This is a genomic window from Dehalococcoidia bacterium (genome assembly GCA_022449765.1).
Lineage (GTDB): Bacteria > Chloroflexota > Dehalococcoidia > Lucifugimonadales > Australimonadaceae > UBA2963.
In genome coordinates, this window is sequence record JAKUPZ010000014.1 from 24006 (window position 1) to 44802 (window position 20797).

A 20797-nucleotide genomic window follows, 5' to 3' on the forward strand; every position below is an offset into this window, starting at 1 on the left:
TACTATGTAATGATCACACGATGAGTTACTATCTCATCGCTATCAGCATACCGTAAACCGGAGCATTTGTTGAAACTATCGGATCTATCGAAGCAAGAACGTAAAATTATTCGCGCGTGGTGCATGTACGACTGGGCAAACTCAGCGTTTGCTACCAGTGCGATTACAGCGATACTACCTGTTTATTTCGTTTTCCTTTTTCAAGATGCTCTCGGATCTGAATTGCTGATAGGCGGATTTTCATTCACCGGAAGTTCTCTTTGGAGCCTAGGGGCCGCGCTATCAACATCAATCGTTGCAGTCACTAGTCCTGTTTTAGGTGTGTTGGGCGATAGAATGGCCATCAGGAAAACCCTATTGGCTATCTATATGACAGCAGGATCGCTTTTCACAGTACTTGCGTTTTTTTCTGCATATACTTCGTCTCCATGGGCTTGGCTACTAGGGACATTTTTCTTAGGTAATATTGGCTTCGCAGGAAGCCTAGTCTTCTACAATTCTTTGCTCCCTCATGTATCCCCAAATGATGAGCTTCTAGATGATATTAGTTCACGGGGATATGCATATGGATATCTAGGAGGAGGTCTTCTTCTTCTCGTACATCTTGGCCTTAATTTAGCCTTCTCAGGTTCCTCATTCGCAGATTTGGTTACTCGGCTATCTCTCGCATCCGTTGGAATATGGTGGTTTCTTTGGGGTCTGTGGACGATTAAAGTTGTTCCTGAGCCGCCACTTTTGAATGCAAATAAAGCTGCTCCATTTAGTTCTGCCTTCAAAGATTCGTTCAGCCAATTAGCAAAAACTTTCAGAGAACTGAAAAATTTTAAAGTTATGCTTCTGTATTTTGGGGCGTTTTTATTATTCAACGATGGAATTCAAACAATCCTAGCAGTAGCCGGTGCATTTGCGGCAGATACCTTAGGCATTTCACTGACCTTCAACATGATTACTATATTAACCATTCAGTTTGTTGCTGCATTTGGAGCAATGCTATTTAGTCGCATAGCCAAATTAACCAGTACCAAAAAGGCTCTTACTGTTTCCCTAGTCGGATGGTCTTTCATAGTTTTATTAGGAGTAGGAATTGCACCTTTGGAGCCAAGTAAGCTAGAGGATCATGACTATCAATTTGTTTATGTAGAAAATACAAATATTTACAAAGTAGATGTAGCTCCTGATCTGAGTGATTCAAAGCTTGATAAAGAATGGGAGCAAAATATTGAAGGCCTCATAGATGCAAATACTAAGACCTTATCGATTGATCAAGCGCACAGCTTGCACAACTTAGTTGCAGAAAAATCGCAATATAGCAGTATGCTTTTCCAAGGACCGCTCAACGTATTAAATGGTGCCAGTGCAATTGGTCCAAATCATCCTTCCACATTAGGGTCAGGGACATTGGACTGGTGGCCAATCGCATTGCGCGAAACTGTATGGAAGCCTTTAGGCATTCCTGCAGACTTTCAATGGTTATTGCTCGGTATCGGCGTAGGCCTTGTTATGGGAGGTAGTCAAGCGCTTGCCAGGAGTTTATTTGCGCAAATTGCTCCTAAATCAAGAAGTGGAGAATTCTTTTCTTTCTTCGGTTTCCTTAATCGCGCTTCATACGTTTTTGGTCCTGTCCTGTACGCATTAGTTACGGGCATACTGGACACCCGTACAGCTGTTTTTTCGATACTAGTAATAATTGTTGCAGGCGCAATTCTTTTAAGTCGTGTAAATGTTGAGGAAGGGATACGCGTTGCTAAAGAAGAAGATGCGAGGATGGGACTCTAAGCATATCCAAGGCTTTGGCGTGCAATGGACGGCCAGTTTACGGTGATTCCATGTATTCCAAGCGAAGAAGCTCTTTCGATATCGCCTTCTGATTCAATACCCCACGCACCGACAAAAAGTTGATTACCAATTGCCTTGTTAACAATCTCTTGTTGCATCATACCTATATAAGGTAAAAACCCTTTGATTTGATTATCAAGGCAAAATTCGATCGCGTCATTTGACGGCTCGATCATTAGGAACCCATGCATCGCAGCACCAGGAATTATTTCTTTTGCACGAACAATCTGATCAGGTAAAAAGGAAATTAGCGATACTCCAGGTACAGGTATTTCCGTGTATGTCTGTTTTTCCAATGGATCTATCCAGCCCTGTTCAATAAGAAGCTCCCCAACCGTTTCCAATAGAGCTTCTTCATTAGATTTAATTTCGATAAATATGTGTGCTCTGTTCTTATATCGGATGAGAATTTCCTCCAACGTAGGAACCTGTTGATTGGAATATGCAACATCGAACCAAGAGCCTGCATCGAGTTTCTTAATTTCTTCTAGTGTCAATGAATTAATGGGCCCTGTACCATTAGTGGTTCTATCAACGTCAGAGTCGTGCATAACCACGGGAATTTTATCTAGCGTTAAATGTGTATCGAGTTCAATCAAGGGAAACCCAGAATTTACAGCTAAGTCAAAGCTAGCAATCGTATTTTCTGGCCTTTCAGCTGAATAGCCTCTATGAGCGATTATTTCAATCAATTTTACCTCGAATTTATTTATTTCTTGTGCATAATTGCTGTGTATAAAACTATCCCGACAGTTGCAGCTAAGTTAATACTACTTACTCCATGTCTCATTGGTAGTCCCAAAGCCACATCAGCTAAATCCGCCAAATTACTACTCAGCCCCTCTCGTTCGGTTCCAAATGCAAAAATTGCATTCTCAGGTAAATCATACTCCGTAATAAGAGATCCTTCTGGGTCTAAAGCAATAATTGGACGTCCAGAACCTATCAATTGATCTAAAGTCGCGGTTACCACTGGAATTGCAAATTGGAGGCCAGCTGCCCCGCGTATTGCAGCTGGTTCCCAAGGAGATGCACCGCTAATCAACATTACTCCAGCAGCTCCAGTTGCAGCTGCAATACGTATGCAAGCACCTAAATTCCCATAGTTATAGGGATTTTCCAATAACACAATGTGGCCAGGTGTCTTTAATACATCAGGTACCTTGTAATCAGGGCGTACTGCCACGCCATAAACACCCGTCCAATGAGAACGAGTTTTTCTTAATTTATCAACTATATTGGGCTTAATTATTTTGCATCGTCCCAAAAATTGACTATCTAGGTCAGGAGCATAATCGCGAATAAGGTCCTTGAGTTTTGAAGGATATGCACAAGCGATAAGCTCAATCTGCGCATCAAATCGCAACGCATGTTTTACAGAGTGAAAGCCATCCAAAAATACTAATTCATCGCGTTGAAGTGCATTAATTAGCAGATTATGGTCGTCTGTTGTTATGGGATTCATAAAAGAAGAATTATTAAATTTGGAGGCGACGGGCAGAATCGAACTGCCGAATAGGAGTTTTGCAGACTCCCGCCTTAACCACTTGGCTACGTCGCCTTACAAACACGTAGGTTACTGAGATGTCATTAGAGTCGTCAAATCATTCTACAGTTCTAGTAATTCACTAACGTCATATTCAACTGATAAATCAACTAATTTCCCCCACGTTGAATCCTCAACAAATATTCCATCCTGTAATCTTTTTTGAGTATTACGATGCTCTATTTCACCCGGGTATAAGATCTCTTCAAAGCCAGCAGCCATTTTTGAAGCTTTCAAATAACCTGCGAGATCGGTCACTTGTTGCTTGAATTCCTCAATAGGCCTGAACGCAGATACATTGAAAACCGCCATAAAACACCCATCGTTATGAAAACCTCGCGGGTCATGACCGAACCCAAGACCAGTCAATATTCCTGACAAAATCTCTACAATTACGGATAAACCGTATCCTTTATAACCCTCAGACCCGCCTAAAGGCAGGAGTGCGCCACCTTTTTCTCGCAACACCGATGGATCTGTAGCAGGGTTTCCTTCACTATCTACTACCCAACCTTCAGGTATATCAACTCCTCGTGCTTTTGCAAGCTCTACCTTCCCCGCAGCAACTGCGCTTGTTGCCATATCGATAAATAACGGACCATCTAAATTACTGGGCACTGCCACACATATAGGATTTGTACCCAATCTGGGTTCTCTTCCACCAAAAGGTGCGACGGCTTTGGCAGTTCTCCCAGAATCCGCAGTCATTAGTCCAATTAGCCCCTCCTTAGCGGCCATTAAGGGATAATCAGCTACTCTACCAACATGACTTTGCCTGTACACTGTTGCAGCAGCAGCCCCTTGTGTCTTCGCCTTTTCTATAGTCATTCGCATAACATGTTCGGAGACTACATAACCGAAGCCCCAGTGACCATCCGCAACAGTGGTAGAGGGAGTTTCTTGGACAATATCAAAAGGAGCCCCTGGGATAATATGACCGCGCTTTACCCTATCTATGTAAGTAGGTATTTGAATAATCCCATGCGAGTCGTGGCCTGCTAAGTTAGCACCAATAACATGCCGTGCAATAATTTCAGATTCATCTGAGCTTGCTCCTGCGCATTGCAATAATTTATCTGTAATCTCTAAGAGACGCTTGTGTCCCACAATAGGCATTGTTTCACCATGTTTATCTTTTAGTAGGGTTAAAATTGGAAGCCCCACTTGCCTTGCATGGAGCGTTGTCAGTAATGGTGCGCAGGAAGAGACTCGAACTCTTACGGGATTGCTCCCACTGCCCCCTCAAGACAGCGTGTCTACCATTCCACCACCTGCGCGGGATATGAATTGTAGAACGCAAACGCAGCTCTGCCAACAGGTATAGCTTTAATATCATTAATTACTATAAAAACACCAGTGTAAAAAAGAGCATATACTCGTACAAAAATTACAAAAGGAGCACAGATGGGAACTTCGAGGATGTACGCTGATGTTAACGGCGACACGACTTGGCAACCGATTAATTTAGATGATCACCCAGAATGGATAGATGGATTTGAAGCTAAAGATATCAAATTTGGAATTAGACAGCCTGATATTGAGCAAGATTGGCATCCTGCACCAAAACGTCAGTTCGTAATTATTTTATCAGGGGCTCTTCAAATCACTTATCCGGATGGTTCTAAAAAAGTCTTCGGATCGGGAGAAGCACGTCTTATGGACAATATTACAGGCAAGGGCCATAAAACAATTGCTGTCGGTGGAGTTCCTTGCATAACGGCAACTGTAGTACTGAACGATCAGGAGCCCCGTATCGGAGCTATTTAAGTGAGCGATCGGTGCTTTCGAGAAGCTAAGTAAGCAACTCTCTTTGCCAATCCATCAAAGACAATCCTGTGGATTGGCAAAAGGGCATACCAGTAAATAATTCCAAAGGATCCCTTGGGAGCAAAATAAGACTGCTGTACAAGAGTATTAGTTTCGCCGTTTGCGATCACTCTGAATTCCAACCATGCGTTACCAGGTACTTTCATTTCTGCCCGGAGCAAAAGCCGTGAATTTCTTTCAATACTTTGTACACGCCAAAAATCTACTGCATCACCAACTGAAAGCATTCCATCCGGCCGACCTTTGCGCAATCCTATACCACCGAATATACGGTCTATAAATCCTCTTAATCTCCAGCCCCAATTAAGGTACCAACCGCTAGAACCGCCTAAAGAGCAGAATGCTTGAAAAATTTCCTCTACAGTAGCATTCACTTCTACTTTTCGTGTTTCAACAATCATGCCTCGCTGAACAGATTTGCTAAATTTGGATCGCGCTAATGGATTGTAATTGAGTTTATCGGGGTTTAAATCTTGCAAAGCAATTCGAACCGAATCTCGGTACCCTAACGGGTTAATTCTGGGGAAAATCTGTTGGCTGTCCTTACTTCTTAAAACTACTTCACTTCTTAAACCTTCGACTAGAGGTCGAGCAAAGCTGGCTTTCAATGGAGTGACCCAGTGTACCCAATACGACGATAGCCTAGGTGTTAAAACAGGGACTCGAATCATCGCACGTTTCAATCCCCGTTCTTTCGCATAACCTGTCATCATTTCTCCGTAGCTAAGTACCTCTGATCCTCCTATTTCAATTACTTGATGGCCTTGTTGCGAAATATTCAAACTACTAACTAAATATTCCAATGCGTCGCCTAAGCCAATTGGTTGAACTTGTGTGAACACCCATCTCGGGCAAATCATTATTGGCACTCTTTCAGTCAGGTAACGCACCATCTCGAATGGCAAGCTACCAGCTCCTACTACAGGACCTGCCCTCAATTCTATGACATCAGCGCTAAATTTCGCTAAAGCCTTCCCTGTTGCATGGCGAGATTTCAAGTGTGATGTGAGAAGGGAATCGGGATTTCCCAATGCGCCTAGGAAAATTATACAAACTGAATTGGACGCGGCCGACTGGCCAAAAGACTCCGCTGCCTTTATGTCGTCGTGATGAAAAGAATTGCTTGAACCACGCATACTATGAATCAAATAATATGCGACTTCCACCTCATTAAGAGCAGCGTCTACAGCATCTTTATTGCGAGCGTCCCCCACAAATATTTTTATTTTTGATACCCATTCAAAAAATTCCAATTGTTGGGGATCACGAACCAGTACTGAAACATCATGTCCATCGTCTAATAATTGAGGTACTAAGTTGCTCCCAATATAACCAGTCACACCCGTCACTAGAATCCTCATCGATTGTTTCCTCTAGTAGTTTTGTATACCGATAGCGCTCGATCGCGGGCTGCATTTAAATCTACAATTGGAGAAGGGTAGTTCTCTGAGTCAGAATTTTTTCTATTTTGTTCATTAAGCAACCAGGGTTCATGAATATTTTGAGATTGGATAGATGCAAGCTCAGGCACCCAACGTCTCACGTATTCTCCATGGGGATCGTATTTCTTCGCCTGAAGTACCGGATTGAAAATTCTGAAATAAGGAGCAGAGCCAACGCCTACTCCAGCAACCCATTGCCACCCTCCTGAATTTGCAAAAGGATCTCCATCAATTAATTTTTTCATAAACCAATCGGATCCCCAGCGCCAATCGATAAGTAATTGCTTGGTGAGGAATGACGCAGTTACCATTCTTGCCCTATTAGAAATCCAGCCCTCGCTGCACAATTGGCGCATAATTGCATCAATAATTGGTATTCCCGTCTGGCCGGCGCACCACTTTTCATACTGTTCAGTATCGTATCTCCACGGAAAATATTCTGACGAATCTGATCTTTCTATTTTTTTTGAACTAAGAAAGTGATGGGTTTTGCTAATATAAAAATCTCGCCAAGCTAATTCAGAAATCCACGAAGTGGCACCTGTAAAAGTACTGGCATCTGTACGCAGAATTTCAATAGCCTTTTTCGCCATTAGCCTTGGAGAAATTAGACCAAATCTCAAATAAGGGGACATTTGAGAAGTCGCAGTCATATCTAATCTATCTTTATATGAATTGTAATTAGATAACATCGAACCCGATTCAGCATTGGAAAAAAATAACGAAAGTCGTCGATTCGCTTCTATTTCAGACGCAGGAAAATTTTTGTTCAATCGAGTTGGAAAGCTACCAAGCAGTGAACTCTCACCAGAATTTGTAAATCTTCCTATATTCAATGATTCGTCAGCCTTAGTGATTTCAATCAGTGCTTTGGGCATCCATGCACGATAGTATGGAGAAAATATTTTGTAAGAGTTACCACTCCCAGCTAGTACTTCATCAGGGTTAGTGATAGACAATCCAGGAGTCATAGTTAGTGGGAGTATTTTCGCAACTTCAGCATCTCGTGATCTTGAGTAAGAGCCTGGATCGTATTGAGCAAGTACTTCATCCGCTCCTGAGCTAGCTAAAATTCTAGGTAAAAGCTCAATGGGGTTCCCGTAATGTACGGATAATTGACCTCCGCAGCTCTCAATACTATTGCTCAATGAGCGTAATGAATTAAGCATAAAATCTAATCTGGGGTTATCTTCAGGATAATTATTAAGTATTTTTGGATCGAGCACGAAAACAGGATGAACAACTAATCCTTTTTTCTTTGCAAGTAGCAACGCTGGATTGTCAGTCAATCTCATATCACGCCGGATCCACCAAATTGCTTTAGAGGTAGATCTATTCATTCTTATTACTAAAAAATGTATTGATTTTTTTTCGGTTCGCTGCAAACAAGCGGTAAAAAGGTATCAAGCACAAATATAAAGGCCACACTGACATAATACGTGCACTCAATCCAATCAAGCCTTTAGTTTGCCCTATTGCAATGAGCACAGCCCTAGTGCCTACAATTTCTTTCCCTCCTGTGTCTATAAACCCAAGTCCATTAGAGAATCTGGCGTTTTCGCCCGATCCTTCAAACTCCAATTGCCCATGCTCATCTCTTGATTCAAGCCAATCTTTGAAATTACTGCATATACGGCAATCGTCGTCGTAAATTACTTTAGATTTACTAAATCCCATGCTATATCTTTACTAATTCACGAACATTCAGGCATTTTTCTAGCCCCGCTGCAGCTTTATCTCCAGTCCGATTAAAAATTAGCTGCATTAGAGGTGAAAGTAATTTCCAAAAACCAGAAAAATTCAACTCTGCTTGGTATTGGACAACAGTACCCCCATTATTTTCCCGAAATTTCATAACATCACGTGCTACAAAATTAGGTGCTAAAGCCATGAGCTCAATCTCACGAGAAGCAACAAGTTTTACAATTTCATACCGCAAAGGAACTTTGCTGACTCCAAATTTCGCAATGACTTCGTAAGAGGATCCTATTTCGGCAGAGGACCCGACAATTTGGTTGGCTTCAATAACGTTTGGATCCCATTGAGTAACACTGCAGAAATTTGATAAGTATTCAAAGACATCTGCAAGATCGTGCTTCGATTGAATCGTCGCTTCGTATTTAACCATTTGATCTCCTCTTCGTAATTTTCGCTATTAGGAATCTCTTCAAGGATTCTGGCAAAAGCCTTATTATTTTTAAAGGCACTGTAAGTTTCCATGGAAAATGGATTTCTTTAGATCCTCCTTCAATTCCTGTAATAATTGCTTTGGTCGAATCAGCTACCGAACCTAAAAACGGCATATAAAAATCGTTTTTCTCTGTTAGTGGAGTGTCAATAAACCCTGGGTTTACCTCAATTACTTCGATCTTCGTATGAACTAGGTCAATTCGAAGTGATTGCAGAAAATACATTACCGCTGCTTTGCTTGATCCATACGCTTCAGCACGCGGAAGAGGGGTATAACCAGAAGCGCTTGAAATACCAACTATAGCACCACTATTCCGCTTCATCATTCCAGGTAAAACAATCGAAACAGCCTTGGCTAATCCCAGGAAGTTGACCCTTACTTGGTAATCAAATTGCTTTGAATCCCATTGAGGTATATCAATCGGCTTCCAACTACCTGCACTATAAATTAGAACATCTATAGGATCCTGTAACTCTGGAAAAAGATCGGGCCATTCTTCATCTGACACATCTAGTTTTAGCGGCTCTATTCCATTCAACCTCAGTCTTTCTAATGCATCGTCGGATCTTCCACTACCAATGACAATTGCTCCTGCTTCAGAAAGCTCTTCAGCAAGACCTAAGCCTATGCCACTAGTGGCCCCAATTATCCAAACTCTTTTACCTCTCCAATACGATTTTTTAGCGTGCCACATGGTCATTATCTCTTTCTTCTTGCTGAGGCTCCAGATAGGGTAGGCCTTTTAGTTTTAATTTCAGTGCCTGCAGATATATAGCGGCTACTGTTCTCCATGGGATAATCGGATGTGTGAACAATGATGCAGCCAAGTTACGGTCATTCAATGGAAAGGCTTTGAGTTCAAGTGAAGCTTGAAAAAGTAAGCCATTTGAATCATATTCATCAAAATTTAGCTTTATGAATTTCTCTTCATCTACGATTGAGAATTCATACCAGCAATCCATTGAGAGAAACGGAGAAACATAAAATTTTTTATCAAATCGAGCTCTTTCTGTTCCATCTGAAACGATGGAATGAAGATCATATAAATGACGCTGACCAATCCGATTATGAACTTCAGCAACCACCGTAGTATCCCGTATGTCCTCATCTAACCCTATATAGAATGAGACTGGATTAAAAACGTAACCATAAGCGCTAGGTTGTGTAATCAAACGTAAATTATTGGGAGTTTTTCCTTTGCTGCGCATATGCCAATACATTGATTTAGTTAACCCCATATTGTCATGTGAGAAGTGGTCTTTATCATTCACCGCGTACGCATTAAATTTATTTCGACTTAATAAGCGTAACTGATATTGCAGGGTATCTAATTCATCGCAATCGAGATCTAGATATAGGACTTTTTTTCGAAATTCGTTGACAACAGGTCGGTGTCGTTTGTGCCAAAGTACCCCTTTCAATAATTTAGACTTCAATGGACTTGCTCCAATTAATTAAAGAGTTAGCCGCAAATAAGCCTGACTGAAACCCATCCTCGTGAAAACCATGGCCTAAATACGCGCCTGCAAAAAAAGTCGGACTATGGGAAGCATTAAGCGCTTGAATAATAGATTGGGACTTTAGGCTATTTTTTGAGTACATTGGATGAGACTGCTTAAACTCAGATAATACAGCATCATCATTAATCTGATCGCCCATATTCAAAGACACAAAATAATTTCTTGCCGAATCTAGTCTCTGCAATCTGTTCAAATGGTACGTCACTTGAGAAGTTTCTGGTCTAGAGGCACACTCATCAGTTCTATAATTCCAAGAGCACCAGGCTCTGGGTCTTTTGGGCATCACCGAATCATCAGTATGCAAATATACATTGCTCTCACTATATTTAATTCCGCCCAAAGCTTTAAATTCAAGTTCAGATGGATCAGAAAGCAAGGAAAGGCTCTGGTCCGAATGAGTTGCCAAAATCACTGCATCAAATTGTAGTGGAGCACGTTTCTTAAAACTTAGCGTCACTTTAGACGCATCACGGTTTATGCCTGTAACTGTTGTATTTAAATGTACTCCATATGGAAGGCGAGACACTAATGAATCGACATAATTTTGCGATCCGCCTTTTATTGTTTGCCATACTCGTCGTTCAGTGAAACTGAGCATGCAATGGTTATCCATAAACCCAAAAAGATACTTTGCAGGAAAAGAACCTACTTTAGCCGCTGGAGTAGTCCAGACAGACGCAACCAACGGAATCACCAAGTGGCGAACCAGCTCATCGCTATATCCCCCTTTGAGCAGAAATTGGTCCAAACTAATTTCATCATCGCCATCTAAAAGCAAGGATCGAGCGTCCGTATAAAACTTACGCATCTGAAACGGAATAGTAATCCATGAGGGTCTGAATATTGCTGAAGGCTGCGCTAACATGCTCTGTAGTCCTCTGTTCCCGTATTCAAAGTCACATTTTGAACAAGTTACCCCAAAGGACATATCACTGTCTTGTTGCTCTACTTCAAGTTCCTCAATAAGCCCAGTAAAACCAGGATAGTTGGTATTGTTGTAAACCATAAAGCCAGTATCTAAGTGCAACTGAGAGTTGGGTTCCTCAACAGAGAACGTTCGGGCATGGCCACCTGCTTGATCTTCTGACTCATATACATGCACATCATGCAGGGCTCGAAGATAGTAGGCAGCAGTTAATCCACTAATTCCAGATCCTACGACTGCAACTCTCATTAATCGAAAATACCCTTCATTGTTTCAGCGCGATAGTTAAAGATTTTTTGCAAATCGCGTCTGACATAAAAAAAGTTCAAGATTGGAGCCAGAGGTCCGCCAGGAACCTTATACCAGATTTTATCTGTAACTAATGTACCAGCGCCATTTTCTTCGAATTTATGCTCATGTCTCCAATATTTATAAGGCCCTTTAGTTTGTTCGTCTGTAAAACCAAAAGGGGGATTCCAATCCATGATAGTACTTGTCCATTTCACAGGAATTCCACGAAGCTTAAGCCTATAACTAATTCTTGTGCCTTCCTCCATTTTGATAGGAGGTGAAGTAACAATAGAGAATTTTAGAAACTCTGGTGTTATCCGCTCTAAATTGTATGGCTCAGCAAAAAAATCGAATACATCTTGAAGCGGTGATTTGAATTCCTGTGTGCGCTCTAACATAAAATAAGTCATCTGCCACCATATCTCAATCTCGTATTTTGACAGGGACGCGCTCTAATTGAGCGCGTTCCTCATCATGTTGCTGAATTTGCTTCATAGTAATTATTCCACCAATCATAGACATCGTGAAAACTACAAGCCCAATGCTGAAAATTGTTAACTGGAGTGTGATGTCACCAATCATTTCGTTCTCCTTCGAACAAGTGTTCCAAATGCGAGTATTGAAGGGACCCATGTAGCAACAAATAGCCCTGTCATCTGATCGACAAAGAACCAAATTGCAACTGAAAGCAAAAACGAGGCGAACGCTGCAAGCAGCCATAGGGTCAACGGCCAATCCAACCATTTACTAGAGTCTGTATCCATTGTTTACTCCTTCACGCAGCCTTCTTAGTTTTTTGTGCACTGCGAGTTGTTTTCCTACGCGACGATCTACGACGTCGCTTTTCTACTTGATGCCCACATTGAATACATTCTTTGTATTCCCCCCAGATATCAGAAACGTCCGTCTGATCGCCGGAGCATCGGGGGCAGGATCGAAGATAAAACTGTGCTTTTGTGTTGTGCATATTCAACATCCTGTAATGTAATGTTAGTAATATCTTACATACTTGCAGATTTGTCAACTATATGCAGATAATTAGTAAATAAATTGGTAAAAGGTCGACATGAACCAAGATTACAGTCCGCTCCACGCAGCTTGCCAAAGCTATCTTGATGCCATCCTGGCAGGAGACAAGAATCTCGCTCATCAGGTTATTTTGGGGGAGCTTCAGTCTGGGACGATGCCTATGGATGCGTATTTGCATATTCTTGTTCCTGCGCAGCGTAGGATCGGCGAATTGTGGCTAAATGGTGATTTGAGTATTGCCAACGAGCATATGGCAACTGAAATTACTACTCTGGAAATGGAATTACTCCGTGGAATTGCAAATAGGAAACCTAGTATTAATCGAAAAGTATTGGTTGCCACTGCCCCAGGTGAACGCCATTCCCTCGGTGCTCGAATAGTTTCTGATTTTTTGTACATTAATGGATGGGATGTAGATTTTTTGGGAACAGATATACCAGCTGACGAACTTGGTATATTTGCAAAAGAGCGAAAACCCGATGTAATCGCGCTTTCCATTGTACTTTCAGAAAATATAAACGGTGCCAAGGAAGCCATTACAATGGTCAAACAGTATGCTCCAGCAATCCCAATTATGATTGGTGGGCCAGGAGTTAATGGGGAAGATCAAGCAAAGGAGCTTGGTGCAGATGGCTTTGCAGCAGATGCATCTGCCGCAGTTCGCACTGCAAGGGATCTTGCAGGAATAGGCCAAACCGAAAGCCTTGAGCAAGCTTTAGCCGAGCTCGGAAGCCGCATTCAGGCTGCTAGGCGTGCAGTTAATTGGAACCAACAAAACTTGGCAGAATCAGCAGGTATGGATCGGACATATATAAGCGCTTTAGAAAACGGCAAACAAAATTTGACAATTAGCGCGCTACTAAAAATTGCTAACGCTCTTGATGTACCTGCAAGTAGCTTAATTCCGGATTAAAATGCTTTGGATTTTTATGATTGATCGCTATCATTACGATTGAGATTTGCAGGAGGCTCTATGGCACTAAAAGCGCAGAAAGCAAATATTAGCGATGAAGAATGGCAAGCGCGAGTAGATTTGGCTGCAGCGTACCGGCTCACAGACTATTTCGGCATGACGGATTTAGTTTATAACCATATTACTTCAAGAGTACCTGGCACCCACGATCAATTCCTTATCAATGAATTCGGGCTTGGTTACGATGAAATAACCGCATCAAATTTAGTGAAAATTGATATTGATGGGAATATTCTCGAAGAAGGAGAACATCGAATCAACATACCTGGTTACGTCATTCATTCTGCTGTTCACGCCGCAAGGCATGATGTGGTGACAGTGATGCATACTCACACCATATACGGCATGGCAGTATCTGCACTTGAGGATGGGTTTATTCCCTTACAACAGGACACCTATCAGTTTTATAACCGTGTGGCTTATCACGAGTTTGAAGGCCTCGCCTTTGACACTGATGAAAGGGAAAGGCTTGTGACAGACCTTGGTGACAAGGATGCCATGATTCTCAAGAATCACGGCCTCTTGACGGTTGGTAGATCAGTTGCAGAAGCTTGGACTTCAATGTGGCAATTAGAACGAGCTTGCCAGGTTCAAGTTCTTGCCCAATCTACGGGACGTGAAATACATCAGGCTCCCGAAGAGGCGATGGAAAAAACTGCGAGTATTTTCGACAAAAGAAATGGTGGCATCGAATGGCCATGGCTATTACGAAAAATTGACGCAAAGGATCCGTCCTACAAGAATTAATTCTATCCTCAATGCAATTGGAAATAATATCGGGATTCAGCAAATAATTACGAATCGTCAGTTCAATAACGCTTCATGTTTTTTCCGGCGAGCAAATCGCTTAATTCTTCGAACTATGGCTAGTAACACAATACTTAGACCTGTTGAACCGGCAATTGCACCCGCCTTGGCTATTGATCCAGTATTTTCCACGTATGGTATACCCGCGGTAATAATGTAAATTATTGCGGTAATAGCAAAGAAGGTTATAAGCCATTGCAATAAGTACGCTAGTTGAGCTAATCCAGTGTATATCCTATACATGGGCAAATCGTACCAAAAGTTCCTAGTAAAAACTAATCCTTCTTTCAAGTCTTTTTCCCTTTGTAAAGTCTCCCTCTATTTCCAATCGTTCTTTCTGCATCGAAAGACATTACAGGAACTCCATACCCACAACTTGTGCTTGTACTTTCAATATCGATAACAACCAATTGCCTCTCAGGTAATGCAATATTCTCAGCTACTTTATGATGAAGTAGCTCTGACAAATTCTCATCGTTCAAATCCCTTATAGAGGCACGTCCATATAACCGGACTACTGCAGCATTTTGTTGATCAAATGCGCAAACCATTATGGTGATAGGCCCACCTTTTAGTGAATGTCGAACCGTTTCATTTCCACTTCCAACATAATCAAGATAGGCAACCTGATTTGGATTTAATATTTGCAAGGGGACACCCCCTTTAGGGGAAAGATTAACCGGGCCTGCACCTAAATTGCTAAATCCTAAGCTTGGGTCTGCAGTGGCAACAAAGAAAAGCTTAGAGTCCTGGATCAACTTATCTTGTTCAGGTGTGATGTAATCGTAAAAATCAGCCATAGTTCCTCCCTGAAACTAAAAGATTATTGATTCCATAAATTTAGTGATATTTCAAGGGAACTTGATTCACTTTTTATTATTTATCGCATCTACAATCTTTTGATTTCTTTTTTCCGCTTTAGAGTTGTTTACGACAATAAATGCGTGGATTACACCAGGAACATAAAAACATAGCGTTAATATTGTATTAAATACGAAAGACCAGAAACCGCCTGATATTAGGGCCGCTAGCGGTGGTAGAAAAATACATAAAATAAACATCTATACTCCTTAATTTAGTAGACGAATTAATCAATTAATTCGTCCAGTGAGTAAACAATATCAGTATTGTTATGACTTGTATCCGATTCACCGTCTAGTGTTAGCGTTTAAGGTAATAATTTACTGATCTGCGAGTATATTTTCTGACCATATAGTCAATGATACGGTATTGCTGGTAACTGACCAGATCACGAACTCTCGTCCCAAAGATCTTTATTTCATACACACGCCAAGGGTAGTAATTAAGCTGCAAAGTTAGGTTGCAAATGCCCATTTGAGTCTTTTACCGTTGGTGGTTCTGGGCCATTTGGCTACTATTTACTCGTAAAACGACTGGCAGGAGTGGAAGGATTCGAACCCTCGGCCCTCGGTTTTGGAGACCGATGCTCTGCCAGCTGAGCTACACTCCTGCGTATTATCGATCAGCGTCGTTCATATGAAGGTAATTATACCAATTATTTAAATAAAATTCTCTTCCATATATAGTAGGCTAGGCCTAGAGAAAATTCCAAAATATATTTTACTTAAAGGTTTAATCCATGTCCCTTATAACAGAAAAAATGAATGCGACCATCGGAATTTACAGTGAGCCTGAGCAAACAGTAGTTGAACGAGGAGCAATTGAACGATTTGCAGCAGCTATTGGTGATGGGAATTTTTCTTTCCCTGATATCGCTCCGCCTACCTTTCTTAGGTCAGTAGGAAGGGCAATTCCCGATATTCCCAATCAGGAAAGTGTTCCAAGAGTGATTGATGGTGGAAGTGAATGGTCCTACGGTACCGTAATTCGCTCGGGGGACGTAATTACTTACAAGTCTAAAATAGAATCAATGACTGAACGAGAAGGTCGCATGGGACCCATGCTAATCATTATTTACATCACGGACTACATTAATCAAAATAATGAGTTTGTTGCATCACAACGTAATACATTAATTAGGATGCCAGCAGTATGAATAACATACCGTTCTTAGAAGACATTTCGGTCGGTGATGAAATACCGCCTCTGACTAAATCTGCGACAACCCGTCAATTGGTAATGTACGCAGGAGCATCTGGTGATTTTTATGAAATACACTACGATCAAGAGTTCGCAACAAAGCAAGATCTTCCAGGAGTGATCATTCACGGAGCTCTTAAAAGTGCATTCCTTGGACAGTTAATGACCGATTGGGTAGGCGCCGAAGGTAATTTAAAATCTCTTTCTGTCCGCTACCGCGATATGGATGGCCCAGGAGACTTACTCTCATGCAAAGGTGTTGTTACCTCAATTAACAAAGAAACAGCAACTGTTAGCTGTGACATCTGGATTGAGCGAGATGACGGAAGGAAGACAACTACAGGCGAGGCGACAGTGATACTGCCGTCAAAGGAATCTAATTCCTAGTCTTGAGCCAGTTTTCTCGTAAGATTTCCATTAATATAAAATCCCTGCCTGCACGGCGAACTGGTTCAACCTCTCTAAAGCCACAACCTGCAAAAGCCCGTCGAGCTCTCGCATTCCATGCAAGCGTGTGCAGATAGAGGCGTTTCATATTGTCCATCTTGAAGCACTCATTAATAAGTAATCCCACTGCCTCTCTCCCGTAACCAGATCCCCAGTAATTTCGATTACCCACCAAGATGCCAATCTCACATTGACCACCTATCGTATCGATATCGTAGATCATGCAGTTGCCAATGTGCTCTCCTTCTAGAGTATCAATCCCATATCGATGAACCCAAGGTGTAGGAAATTTGAGTTCATTTTCATAATCTCGTAAAAAATCTTTTAGCGACTGACGAATAGGCATGGCTGCATCCAATTCCGCAAGCTCTGGATTTGCCCTCCAGTTATGGTCATTTTCTCCATCTTCATAGCGTTTTTCGCGGATTAATACCTTTTCGCCTTTAGCAATAATGTCATTCATTATCATTCCTCAACACTAGTGCAGATACTGCTTTAGTAGCGATCTCTTGCTCAGATACATGAGTTAGCATTTCAGGGAATTTCCCCTTCCCTAGCCAATGAATTTCATCAAATTCATCATCATGGTAATCGGTAGACCCACCGGTAGCTTTCATGAGGAAAAAGTACACTCGTTTATGGAACATACGGTCAGATTTTTCAAAAAAATACTCAATAAACCCTAAATCCGATTCAATCTCTATTTCAAGGCCCGTTTCTTCCGAAACTTCCCTCAAGGCAGTTTCGGCTATCGACTCGCCTTCATGTGGAGTACCTTTAGGCAATGCCCATAAATTTGATGAGTAACGATGGCATACTGCAAACTGCCATTCGCTAGGTGCAATACGGTAAACTATGCCTCCCGCCGACACTGCTTCAATAGGCTCAGACTTCATCAATGTAATCCTCATGGGTGTTTAGCATTGAAAAATCAGATTCGTCTGACTCAAGTTCTTTCAATGCCTGCTCTGCTGCCTCGCTGATTGGAGCATCGCCGTTTTCTATGTAATTGTGTAAAAGCTTCTTAGCATTTACACCTCCAATACCACCAATAGCGTTCACAGCAGCGATCGCTACCTGTGAGTCAGAATCACTCACCGCATCGTGCAAAACAGGCAGGGCTTCTGGGTCTGCAATTTCGCGCGCAGCATTAGCAGCCTCATATCTTATAGCAGGCTCTTCGTTTTCAAGTTCATCCAAAATTACAGGCATCCATCGTGAATCGCATGTCCTGCCCATTGAATACAAGGCACTTTGTTTCATGTCTAAGCTTTCATTTGCGTAAGCCCAATGAATCCAGTTATTTATAGAATTCGTATTAGTCGCCGCTAACGCCTCTAGTGCTCTTCGCCTGACAGCCAAATCAATATTTTGGTCTTCTAAAATACAATTGAGGGATTCACAGAGTTTGTTGCCGTCCCTCTCTATCAACTTCCCAGCTACGTAAAGTTCGACAAAATGCGCTAGAGCAATTGCTGCTGCTGCACGAACATCCAAAGATTGATCTGCTTCTAATGTGTTAATTAAAGGAGCAATAGCATTACGATCAGTGGTTTCCCATAGGCCAGAAGCCGCAAGTATCCGTATATCGGGTTCACTGTCGGCTAGTGATGAGCAAAAAACTCCAAGGAAATCTAGCTCAATATTATCGTCAGACATTGCCACTAATGACGTTAATATCTTCCGCCGCCTAAGGGCAGGTATATCTGCAAAAACTTCAGCTATTTGTTCATTTTCTTCACGTGATAAGCCGCTCAACTGCCCCAGCATGCCCGGAGTTAAATCTAATTGCTCATTGGATAGATCCTTTGCTAGCGATTCAAAATCCATTTCAACCCTTACTAGAGATCGATACGCCTTCAATCATAATCGAAGGTGTATATAAACCGCCGCCAAGCCATCTACTATCACTACCAATCTCAATCAGCTGATTAAGCACTTTATATGTGTTGCCAGAAACCATTGTATCTTTGACGCGACCTACGATTTCACCATGTTCAATTTTATATCCAAGCAACACATTAGCATTGAAATCCCCACCCAAAACATTGCCTTGCCCTGCGCCTAACAAACGCTCGATTATTAATCCTTCGTCTAAAGAAGCGATCATCTCGTCCAAGCCAGTGTTGCCAGGGCCTACTTGCAATACTCCTGTTGAAGGCGACGGTAATGACCCTAAGCCACGTTCACCTGAACCAGTGCTGATGGTGCCTGCCTTGCCTGCAGTTTGTAGATCATAAAAAAAAGCCTGAGCAATACCATCTTCAATTAATGGTAATTTCTTTGAAATCACGCCTTCATCGTCACAAGGTCTGCTACCCGGTACGAACGGAAGAGTCGGATCATCCACTAAGTTAAATCTGCTATCTAAGATTTTCTCGCCTAATTTCCCAATCAGTGGAGATGTTCCCAATAAAACTGATTTCCCATTTAACCCTGCTAGTAAAGGAGACAATAGAATGCTGGATACTGCGGTAGGAAGTAATATCACGGGCAAAGACTCATTACCCACGGTTGCAGTTCTTGCAGCCCAGCGCAGTTGCCGTTCAATTGAATTCACTACAAAAGAAGAATCCATTAAAGGGGAAACGCTACTTTGTCCATCGAAAGTAAAGAGCATATCTTCACCTCTAATGACTGTCCCTTCAAAACCTAGCCCAAACCGCGTTCTAGGGTATTGAATCTGAGCCCCATTACTATTAATTAGAGTAATAGTTGAAGATGACTTGGAAACACTACCTTCGACTTGCACCTCATCTGATAGCGAACGTAAGTTTGCAATCGCGTTCTCACCCAATGCAACCATCTCTTCTAAAGTTGTTTGCTCTACCGTATTGTCATACCCACTAACGTCAGGATAATTCTGACGTTCCGGAAAATTAAATTGTGCTTCTGCTCCGAAAGGTGCTGTTTCCAATGCGGCCTCTACCAATCCAGCAATGTCGTCTAGATTAGAGGTAGAACTGAAGCCTATTCGTCCGTTTTTAATTATCCTTAGCGCAATCCCAGCAGCATCATTAGCATCAACTCCTTTGATAGCATTTGCCTCAAAATAGACTGGCGTTGATGATGCTTCCACGCAGAACACTTCTGCCTGGTCGGCAACATTTTGCGATAGTGCTAATACTTCCTCAGCTTTAGCAAAGGCGTCTTTTGAATGCACAATAATTAGACACCCCCAATCAAACAGTTTTGGATTCGTATATGAGGGCTTCCATTCGAGACAGGCAAAGGGCTTTGCCCTCCTTTACCACATCCTCCGCCCTCGTTCATGAGTAAATCATGCGCAATTCCATCAATATTATGAAGAGTAGTAAAAACATTACCCGAGAGCATTACAGGACGACATAGTTCCGCAATTTCACCATTACGGACTCGATACGTTTCACCTGCAGAGAAGGTAAACATTTCCATTGAGGTCATTCCGCCATACCAGTTTTTGACATATAAGCCATCTTTTACACCTGAAAATAAATCAGAGACGGTAGATTCACCTGGTACTATGAACGTGTTAGTCATACGAACAATAGGGGCAAAGCGGTAATTCAATGCTCTCGCATTACCAGTCGGTCTTTCTCCAAGTTTTGCAGCTGTTTCTCTAGAATGTAACCGACCGACCAAGATTCCTTCCTTAATCAGGTCAGTCTCTTGCCCCTGCACTCCCTCGTCATCGTACGCATAAGACCCACGTAAAGTTGGACTAGGAACAGTAGCTCCGTCTTTAACATTCAGGTGAACGCCGCCAAATCGTTTTCCTGGCTTCATTAATTCCTGCAGGCGTGGTTCTGCGTAAATATGATCTGCCTCTGAAAGATGTCCAAATGCTTCATGTATAACTACTCCTGCGAGGATTGCGTCTAAAATTACTGAGTACTCCCCTCCATTTACCTCCGGAGCGTTTA

General features: G+C 42.0%; 28 protein-coding genes and 3 tRNA genes. 6 read left to right on the forward strand and 25 right to left on the reverse strand.

What is annotated here, in order from left to right; translation table 11 throughout:
* Positions 1-69 precede the first annotated feature (69 nt).
* A complete protein-coding gene (locus MK127_06940; GenBank protein ID MCH2532528.1) occupies positions 70-1776 on the forward strand; it encodes an MFS transporter in 1707 nt (568 codons plus the stop codon).
* Here the strand turns inward: MK127_06940 and MK127_06945 are convergent.
* From MK127_06945 to MK127_06965, 5 genes are all read right to left on the reverse strand, one after another.
* On the reverse strand, positions 1773-2528 hold the full coding sequence (locus MK127_06945) for a hypothetical protein (GenBank protein ID MCH2532529.1): 756 nt from the start codon (positions 2526-2528) through the stop codon (positions 1773-1775). The two genes, MK127_06940 and MK127_06945, sit on opposite strands and share 4 nt — an antisense overlap.
* 17 nt (positions 2529-2545) lie before the next feature.
* The gene (locus MK127_06950; protein MCH2532530.1) at positions 2546-3301 is read right to left on the reverse strand and encodes a TrmH family RNA methyltransferase; all 756 of its coding nucleotides are present in this window, start codon (positions 3299-3301) and stop codon (positions 2546-2548) included.
* A gap of 20 nt (positions 3302-3321) precedes the next feature.
* Positions 3322-3397 (reverse strand) — tRNA-Cys (locus MK127_06955).
* Between the two features lie 48 nt (positions 3398-3445).
* Entirely contained in the window at positions 3446-4498 is a 1053-nt protein-coding gene (locus MK127_06960) for an Ldh family oxidoreductase (GenBank protein MCH2532531.1), read from the reverse strand.
* Positions 4499-4573: 75 nt separating this feature from the next.
* Positions 4574-4659, reverse strand: a tRNA-Leu gene (locus MK127_06965).
* A gap of 127 nt (positions 4660-4786) precedes the next feature.
* Between MK127_06965 and MK127_06970 the strand changes: the two genes are divergently transcribed.
* A complete protein-coding gene (locus tag MK127_06970) occupies positions 4787-5149 on the forward strand; it encodes a hypothetical protein (GenBank protein ID MCH2532532.1) in 363 nt (120 codons plus the stop codon).
* On the opposite strand, the gene MK127_06975 is transcribed toward MK127_06970, so the two are convergent.
* From MK127_06975 to MK127_07025, 11 genes are read right to left on the reverse strand one after another with little or no spacing between them, the layout of a single operon-like run.
* Positions 5146-6558: an SDR family oxidoreductase gene (locus MK127_06975; protein MCH2532533.1), complete on the reverse strand. Its 1413-nt coding sequence runs from the start codon at positions 6556-6558 to the stop codon at positions 5146-5148. The genes MK127_06970 and MK127_06975 overlap by 4 nt on opposite strands.
* An 8-nt stretch (positions 6559-6566) precedes the next feature.
* Entirely contained in the window at positions 6567-7991 is a 1425-nt protein-coding gene (locus MK127_06980; protein MCH2532534.1) for a DNA photolyase family protein, read from the reverse strand.
* A complete protein-coding gene (locus tag MK127_06985; protein ID MCH2532535.1) occupies positions 7984-8328 on the reverse strand; it encodes a DCC1-like thiol-disulfide oxidoreductase family protein in 345 nt (114 codons plus the stop codon). Before MK127_06985 ends, MK127_06980 begins: the two co-directional genes overlap by 8 nt.
* Before the next feature lies 1 nt (position 8329).
* Complete coding sequence (locus tag MK127_06990) at positions 8330-8779, reverse strand: SRPBCC family protein (protein MCH2532536.1); 450 nt, start codon at positions 8777-8779, stop codon at positions 8330-8332.
* Complete coding sequence (locus MK127_06995) at positions 8772-9542, reverse strand: SDR family NAD(P)-dependent oxidoreductase (GenBank protein ID MCH2532537.1); 771 nt, start codon at positions 9540-9542, stop codon at positions 8772-8774. The genes MK127_06990 and MK127_06995 overlap by 8 nt, the downstream gene beginning before the upstream one ends.
* The gene (locus MK127_07000) at positions 9523-10278 is read right to left on the reverse strand and encodes a DUF1365 domain-containing protein (protein ID MCH2532538.1); all 756 of its coding nucleotides are present in this window, start codon (positions 10276-10278) and stop codon (positions 9523-9525) included. Before MK127_07000 ends, MK127_06995 begins: the two co-directional genes overlap by 20 nt.
* On the reverse strand, positions 10268-11536 hold the full coding sequence (locus MK127_07005; GenBank protein ID MCH2532539.1) for an FAD-dependent oxidoreductase: 1269 nt from the start codon (positions 11534-11536) through the stop codon (positions 10268-10270). The genes MK127_07000 and MK127_07005 overlap by 11 nt, the downstream gene beginning before the upstream one ends.
* Entirely contained in the window at positions 11536-11988 is a 453-nt protein-coding gene (locus MK127_07010) for an SRPBCC family protein (protein MCH2532540.1), read from the reverse strand. The genes MK127_07005 and MK127_07010 overlap by 1 nt, the downstream gene beginning before the upstream one ends.
* A 13-nt stretch (positions 11989-12001) precedes the next feature.
* Positions 12002-12160, reverse strand: coding sequence for a hypothetical protein (locus tag MK127_07015; protein MCH2532541.1), 159 nt, complete (start codon positions 12158-12160; stop codon positions 12002-12004).
* Entirely contained in the window at positions 12157-12342 is a 186-nt protein-coding gene (locus tag MK127_07020) for a hypothetical protein (protein ID MCH2532542.1), read from the reverse strand. Before MK127_07020 ends, MK127_07015 begins: the two co-directional genes overlap by 4 nt.
* A gap of 11 nt (positions 12343-12353) precedes the next feature.
* Positions 12354-12545 carry a hypothetical protein gene (locus MK127_07025; GenBank protein ID MCH2532543.1) on the reverse strand — a complete coding sequence of 64 codons (192 nt, stop codon included), beginning with the start codon at positions 12543-12545 and terminating at the stop codon, positions 12354-12356.
* Positions 12546-12644: 99 nt separating this feature from the next.
* Here MK127_07025 and MK127_07030 point away from each other — a divergent pair, with 99 nt between their 5' ends.
* Together MK127_07030 and MK127_07035 are read left to right on the forward strand one after the other, a co-directional pair.
* On the forward strand, positions 12645-13520 hold the full coding sequence (locus MK127_07030) for a cobalamin-dependent protein (protein ID MCH2532544.1): 876 nt from the start codon (positions 12645-12647) through the stop codon (positions 13518-13520).
* A gap of 60 nt (positions 13521-13580) precedes the next feature.
* The gene (locus tag MK127_07035) at positions 13581-14327 is read left to right on the forward strand and encodes a class II aldolase/adducin family protein (protein MCH2532545.1); all 747 of its coding nucleotides are present in this window, start codon (positions 13581-13583) and stop codon (positions 14325-14327) included.
* A 57-nt stretch (positions 14328-14384) separates the two neighbouring features.
* Here MK127_07035 and MK127_07040 read toward each other — a convergent pair whose 3' ends face one another.
* The 4 genes from MK127_07040 to MK127_07055 form a co-directional block, all read right to left on the reverse strand.
* Complete coding sequence (locus MK127_07040) at positions 14385-14678, reverse strand: hypothetical protein (protein MCH2532546.1); 294 nt, start codon at positions 14676-14678, stop codon at positions 14385-14387.
* The gene (locus MK127_07045) at positions 14675-15187 is read right to left on the reverse strand and encodes a pyridoxamine 5'-phosphate oxidase family protein (protein ID MCH2532547.1); all 513 of its coding nucleotides are present in this window, start codon (positions 15185-15187) and stop codon (positions 14675-14677) included. The genes MK127_07040 and MK127_07045 overlap by 4 nt, the downstream gene beginning before the upstream one ends.
* A 66-nt stretch (positions 15188-15253) precedes the next feature.
* Positions 15254-15448, reverse strand: coding sequence for a YqaE/Pmp3 family membrane protein (locus MK127_07050; GenBank protein ID MCH2532548.1), 195 nt, complete (start codon positions 15446-15448; stop codon positions 15254-15256).
* Positions 15449-15782: 334 nt separating this feature from the next.
* Positions 15783-15858 (reverse strand) — tRNA-Trp (locus MK127_07055).
* 129 nt (positions 15859-15987) lie between these two features.
* Here MK127_07055 and MK127_07060 point away from each other — a divergent pair.
* Entirely contained in the window at positions 15988-16404 is a 417-nt protein-coding gene (locus MK127_07060; GenBank protein ID MCH2532549.1) for a MaoC family dehydratase N-terminal domain-containing protein, read from the forward strand.
* Positions 16401-16835, forward strand: a complete 435-nt coding sequence (locus MK127_07065) for a dehydratase (protein MCH2532550.1) — start codon at positions 16401-16403, stop codon at positions 16833-16835. The genes MK127_07060 and MK127_07065 overlap by 4 nt, the downstream gene beginning before the upstream one ends.
* Here the strand turns inward: MK127_07065 and MK127_07070 are convergent.
* The 5 genes from MK127_07070 to MK127_07090 all read right to left on the reverse strand — a co-directional run.
* Complete coding sequence (locus MK127_07070) at positions 16825-17358, reverse strand: GNAT family N-acetyltransferase (protein MCH2532551.1); 534 nt, start codon at positions 17356-17358, stop codon at positions 16825-16827. The genes MK127_07065 and MK127_07070 overlap by 11 nt on opposite strands.
* Positions 17351-17791, reverse strand: a complete 441-nt coding sequence (locus MK127_07075; GenBank protein ID MCH2532552.1) for an NUDIX hydrolase — start codon at positions 17789-17791, stop codon at positions 17351-17353. Before MK127_07075 ends, MK127_07070 begins: the two co-directional genes overlap by 8 nt.
* Positions 17781-18725 (reverse strand): HEAT repeat domain-containing protein, encoded by a 945-nt coding sequence (locus MK127_07080; protein MCH2532553.1) that lies wholly within the window; start codon positions 18723-18725, stop codon positions 17781-17783. The genes MK127_07075 and MK127_07080 overlap by 11 nt, the downstream gene beginning before the upstream one ends.
* A 1-nt stretch (position 18726) precedes the next feature.
* The gene (locus MK127_07085; GenBank protein MCH2532554.1) at positions 18727-20058 is read right to left on the reverse strand and encodes a TldD/PmbA family protein; all 1332 of its coding nucleotides are present in this window, start codon (positions 20056-20058) and stop codon (positions 18727-18729) included.
* 5 nt (positions 20059-20063) lie between these two features.
* A partial coding sequence (locus MK127_07090) for a TldD/PmbA family protein (GenBank protein MCH2532555.1) occupies positions 20064-20797 on the reverse strand: 734 nt, incomplete at its 5' end.

Excerpts from the sequence above, each read along its gene's own strand:
- MK127_07075 (MCH2532552.1), bottom strand. The coding sequence starts at position 17,791 with ATGAAGTCTGAGCCTATTGAAGCAGTGTCGGCGGGAGGCATAGTTTAC.
- MK127_07065 (MCH2532550.1), top strand. The coding sequence starts at position 16,401 with ATGAATAACATACCGTTCTTAGAAGACATTTCGGTCGGTGATGAAATA.
- MK127_06970 (MCH2532532.1), top strand. The coding sequence starts at position 4,787 with ATGGGAACTTCGAGGATGTACGCTGATGTTAACGGCGACACGACTTGG.
- MK127_07035 (MCH2532545.1), top strand. The coding sequence starts at position 13,581 with ATGGCACTAAAAGCGCAGAAAGCAAATATTAGCGATGAAGAATGGCAA.
- MK127_07070 (MCH2532551.1), bottom strand. The coding sequence starts at position 17,358 with ATGAATGACATTATTGCTAAAGGCGAAAAGGTATTAATCCGCGAAAAA.
- MK127_06980 (MCH2532534.1), bottom strand. The coding sequence starts at position 7,991 with ATGAATAGATCTACCTCTAAAGCAATTTGGTGGATCCGGCGTGATATG.
- MK127_06950 (MCH2532530.1), bottom strand. The coding sequence starts at position 3,301 with ATGAATCCCATAACAACAGACGACCATAATCTGCTAATTAATGCACTT.
- MK127_06990 (MCH2532536.1), bottom strand. The coding sequence starts at position 8,779 with ATGGTTAAATACGAAGCGACGATTCAATCGAAGCACGATCTTGCAGAT.
- MK127_07015 (MCH2532541.1), bottom strand. The coding sequence starts at position 12,160 with ATGATTGGTGACATCACACTCCAGTTAACAATTTTCAGCATTGGGCTT.
- MK127_07080 (MCH2532553.1), bottom strand. The coding sequence starts at position 18,725 with ATGGATTTTGAATCGCTAGCAAAGGATCTATCCAATGAGCAATTAGAT.
- MK127_06995 (MCH2532537.1), bottom strand. The coding sequence starts at position 9,542 with ATGACCATGTGGCACGCTAAAAAATCGTATTGGAGAGGTAAAAGAGTT.
- MK127_07025 (MCH2532543.1), bottom strand. The coding sequence starts at position 12,545 with ATGCACAACACAAAAGCACAGTTTTATCTTCGATCCTGCCCCCGATGC.
- MK127_07010 (MCH2532540.1), bottom strand. The coding sequence starts at position 11,988 with ATGACTTATTTTATGTTAGAGCGCACACAGGAATTCAAATCACCGCTT.
- MK127_07045 (MCH2532547.1), bottom strand. The coding sequence starts at position 15,187 with ATGGCTGATTTTTACGATTACATCACACCTGAACAAGATAAGTTGATC.
- MK127_07060 (MCH2532549.1), top strand. The coding sequence starts at position 15,988 with ATGTCCCTTATAACAGAAAAAATGAATGCGACCATCGGAATTTACAGT.
- MK127_06960 (MCH2532531.1), bottom strand. The coding sequence starts at position 4,498 with ATGCCTATTGTGGGACACAAGCGTCTCTTAGAGATTACAGATAAATTA.
- MK127_07005 (MCH2532539.1), bottom strand. The coding sequence starts at position 11,536 with ATGAGAGTTGCAGTCGTAGGATCTGGAATTAGTGGATTAACTGCTGCC.
- MK127_06985 (MCH2532535.1), bottom strand. The coding sequence starts at position 8,328 with ATGGGATTTAGTAAATCTAAAGTAATTTACGACGACGATTGCCGTATA.
- MK127_07020 (MCH2532542.1), bottom strand. The coding sequence starts at position 12,342 with ATGGATACAGACTCTAGTAAATGGTTGGATTGGCCGTTGACCCTATGG.
- MK127_07050 (MCH2532548.1), bottom strand. The coding sequence starts at position 15,448 with ATGTTTATTTTATGTATTTTTCTACCACCGCTAGCGGCCCTAATATCA.
- MK127_07030 (MCH2532544.1), top strand. The coding sequence starts at position 12,645 with ATGAACCAAGATTACAGTCCGCTCCACGCAGCTTGCCAAAGCTATCTT.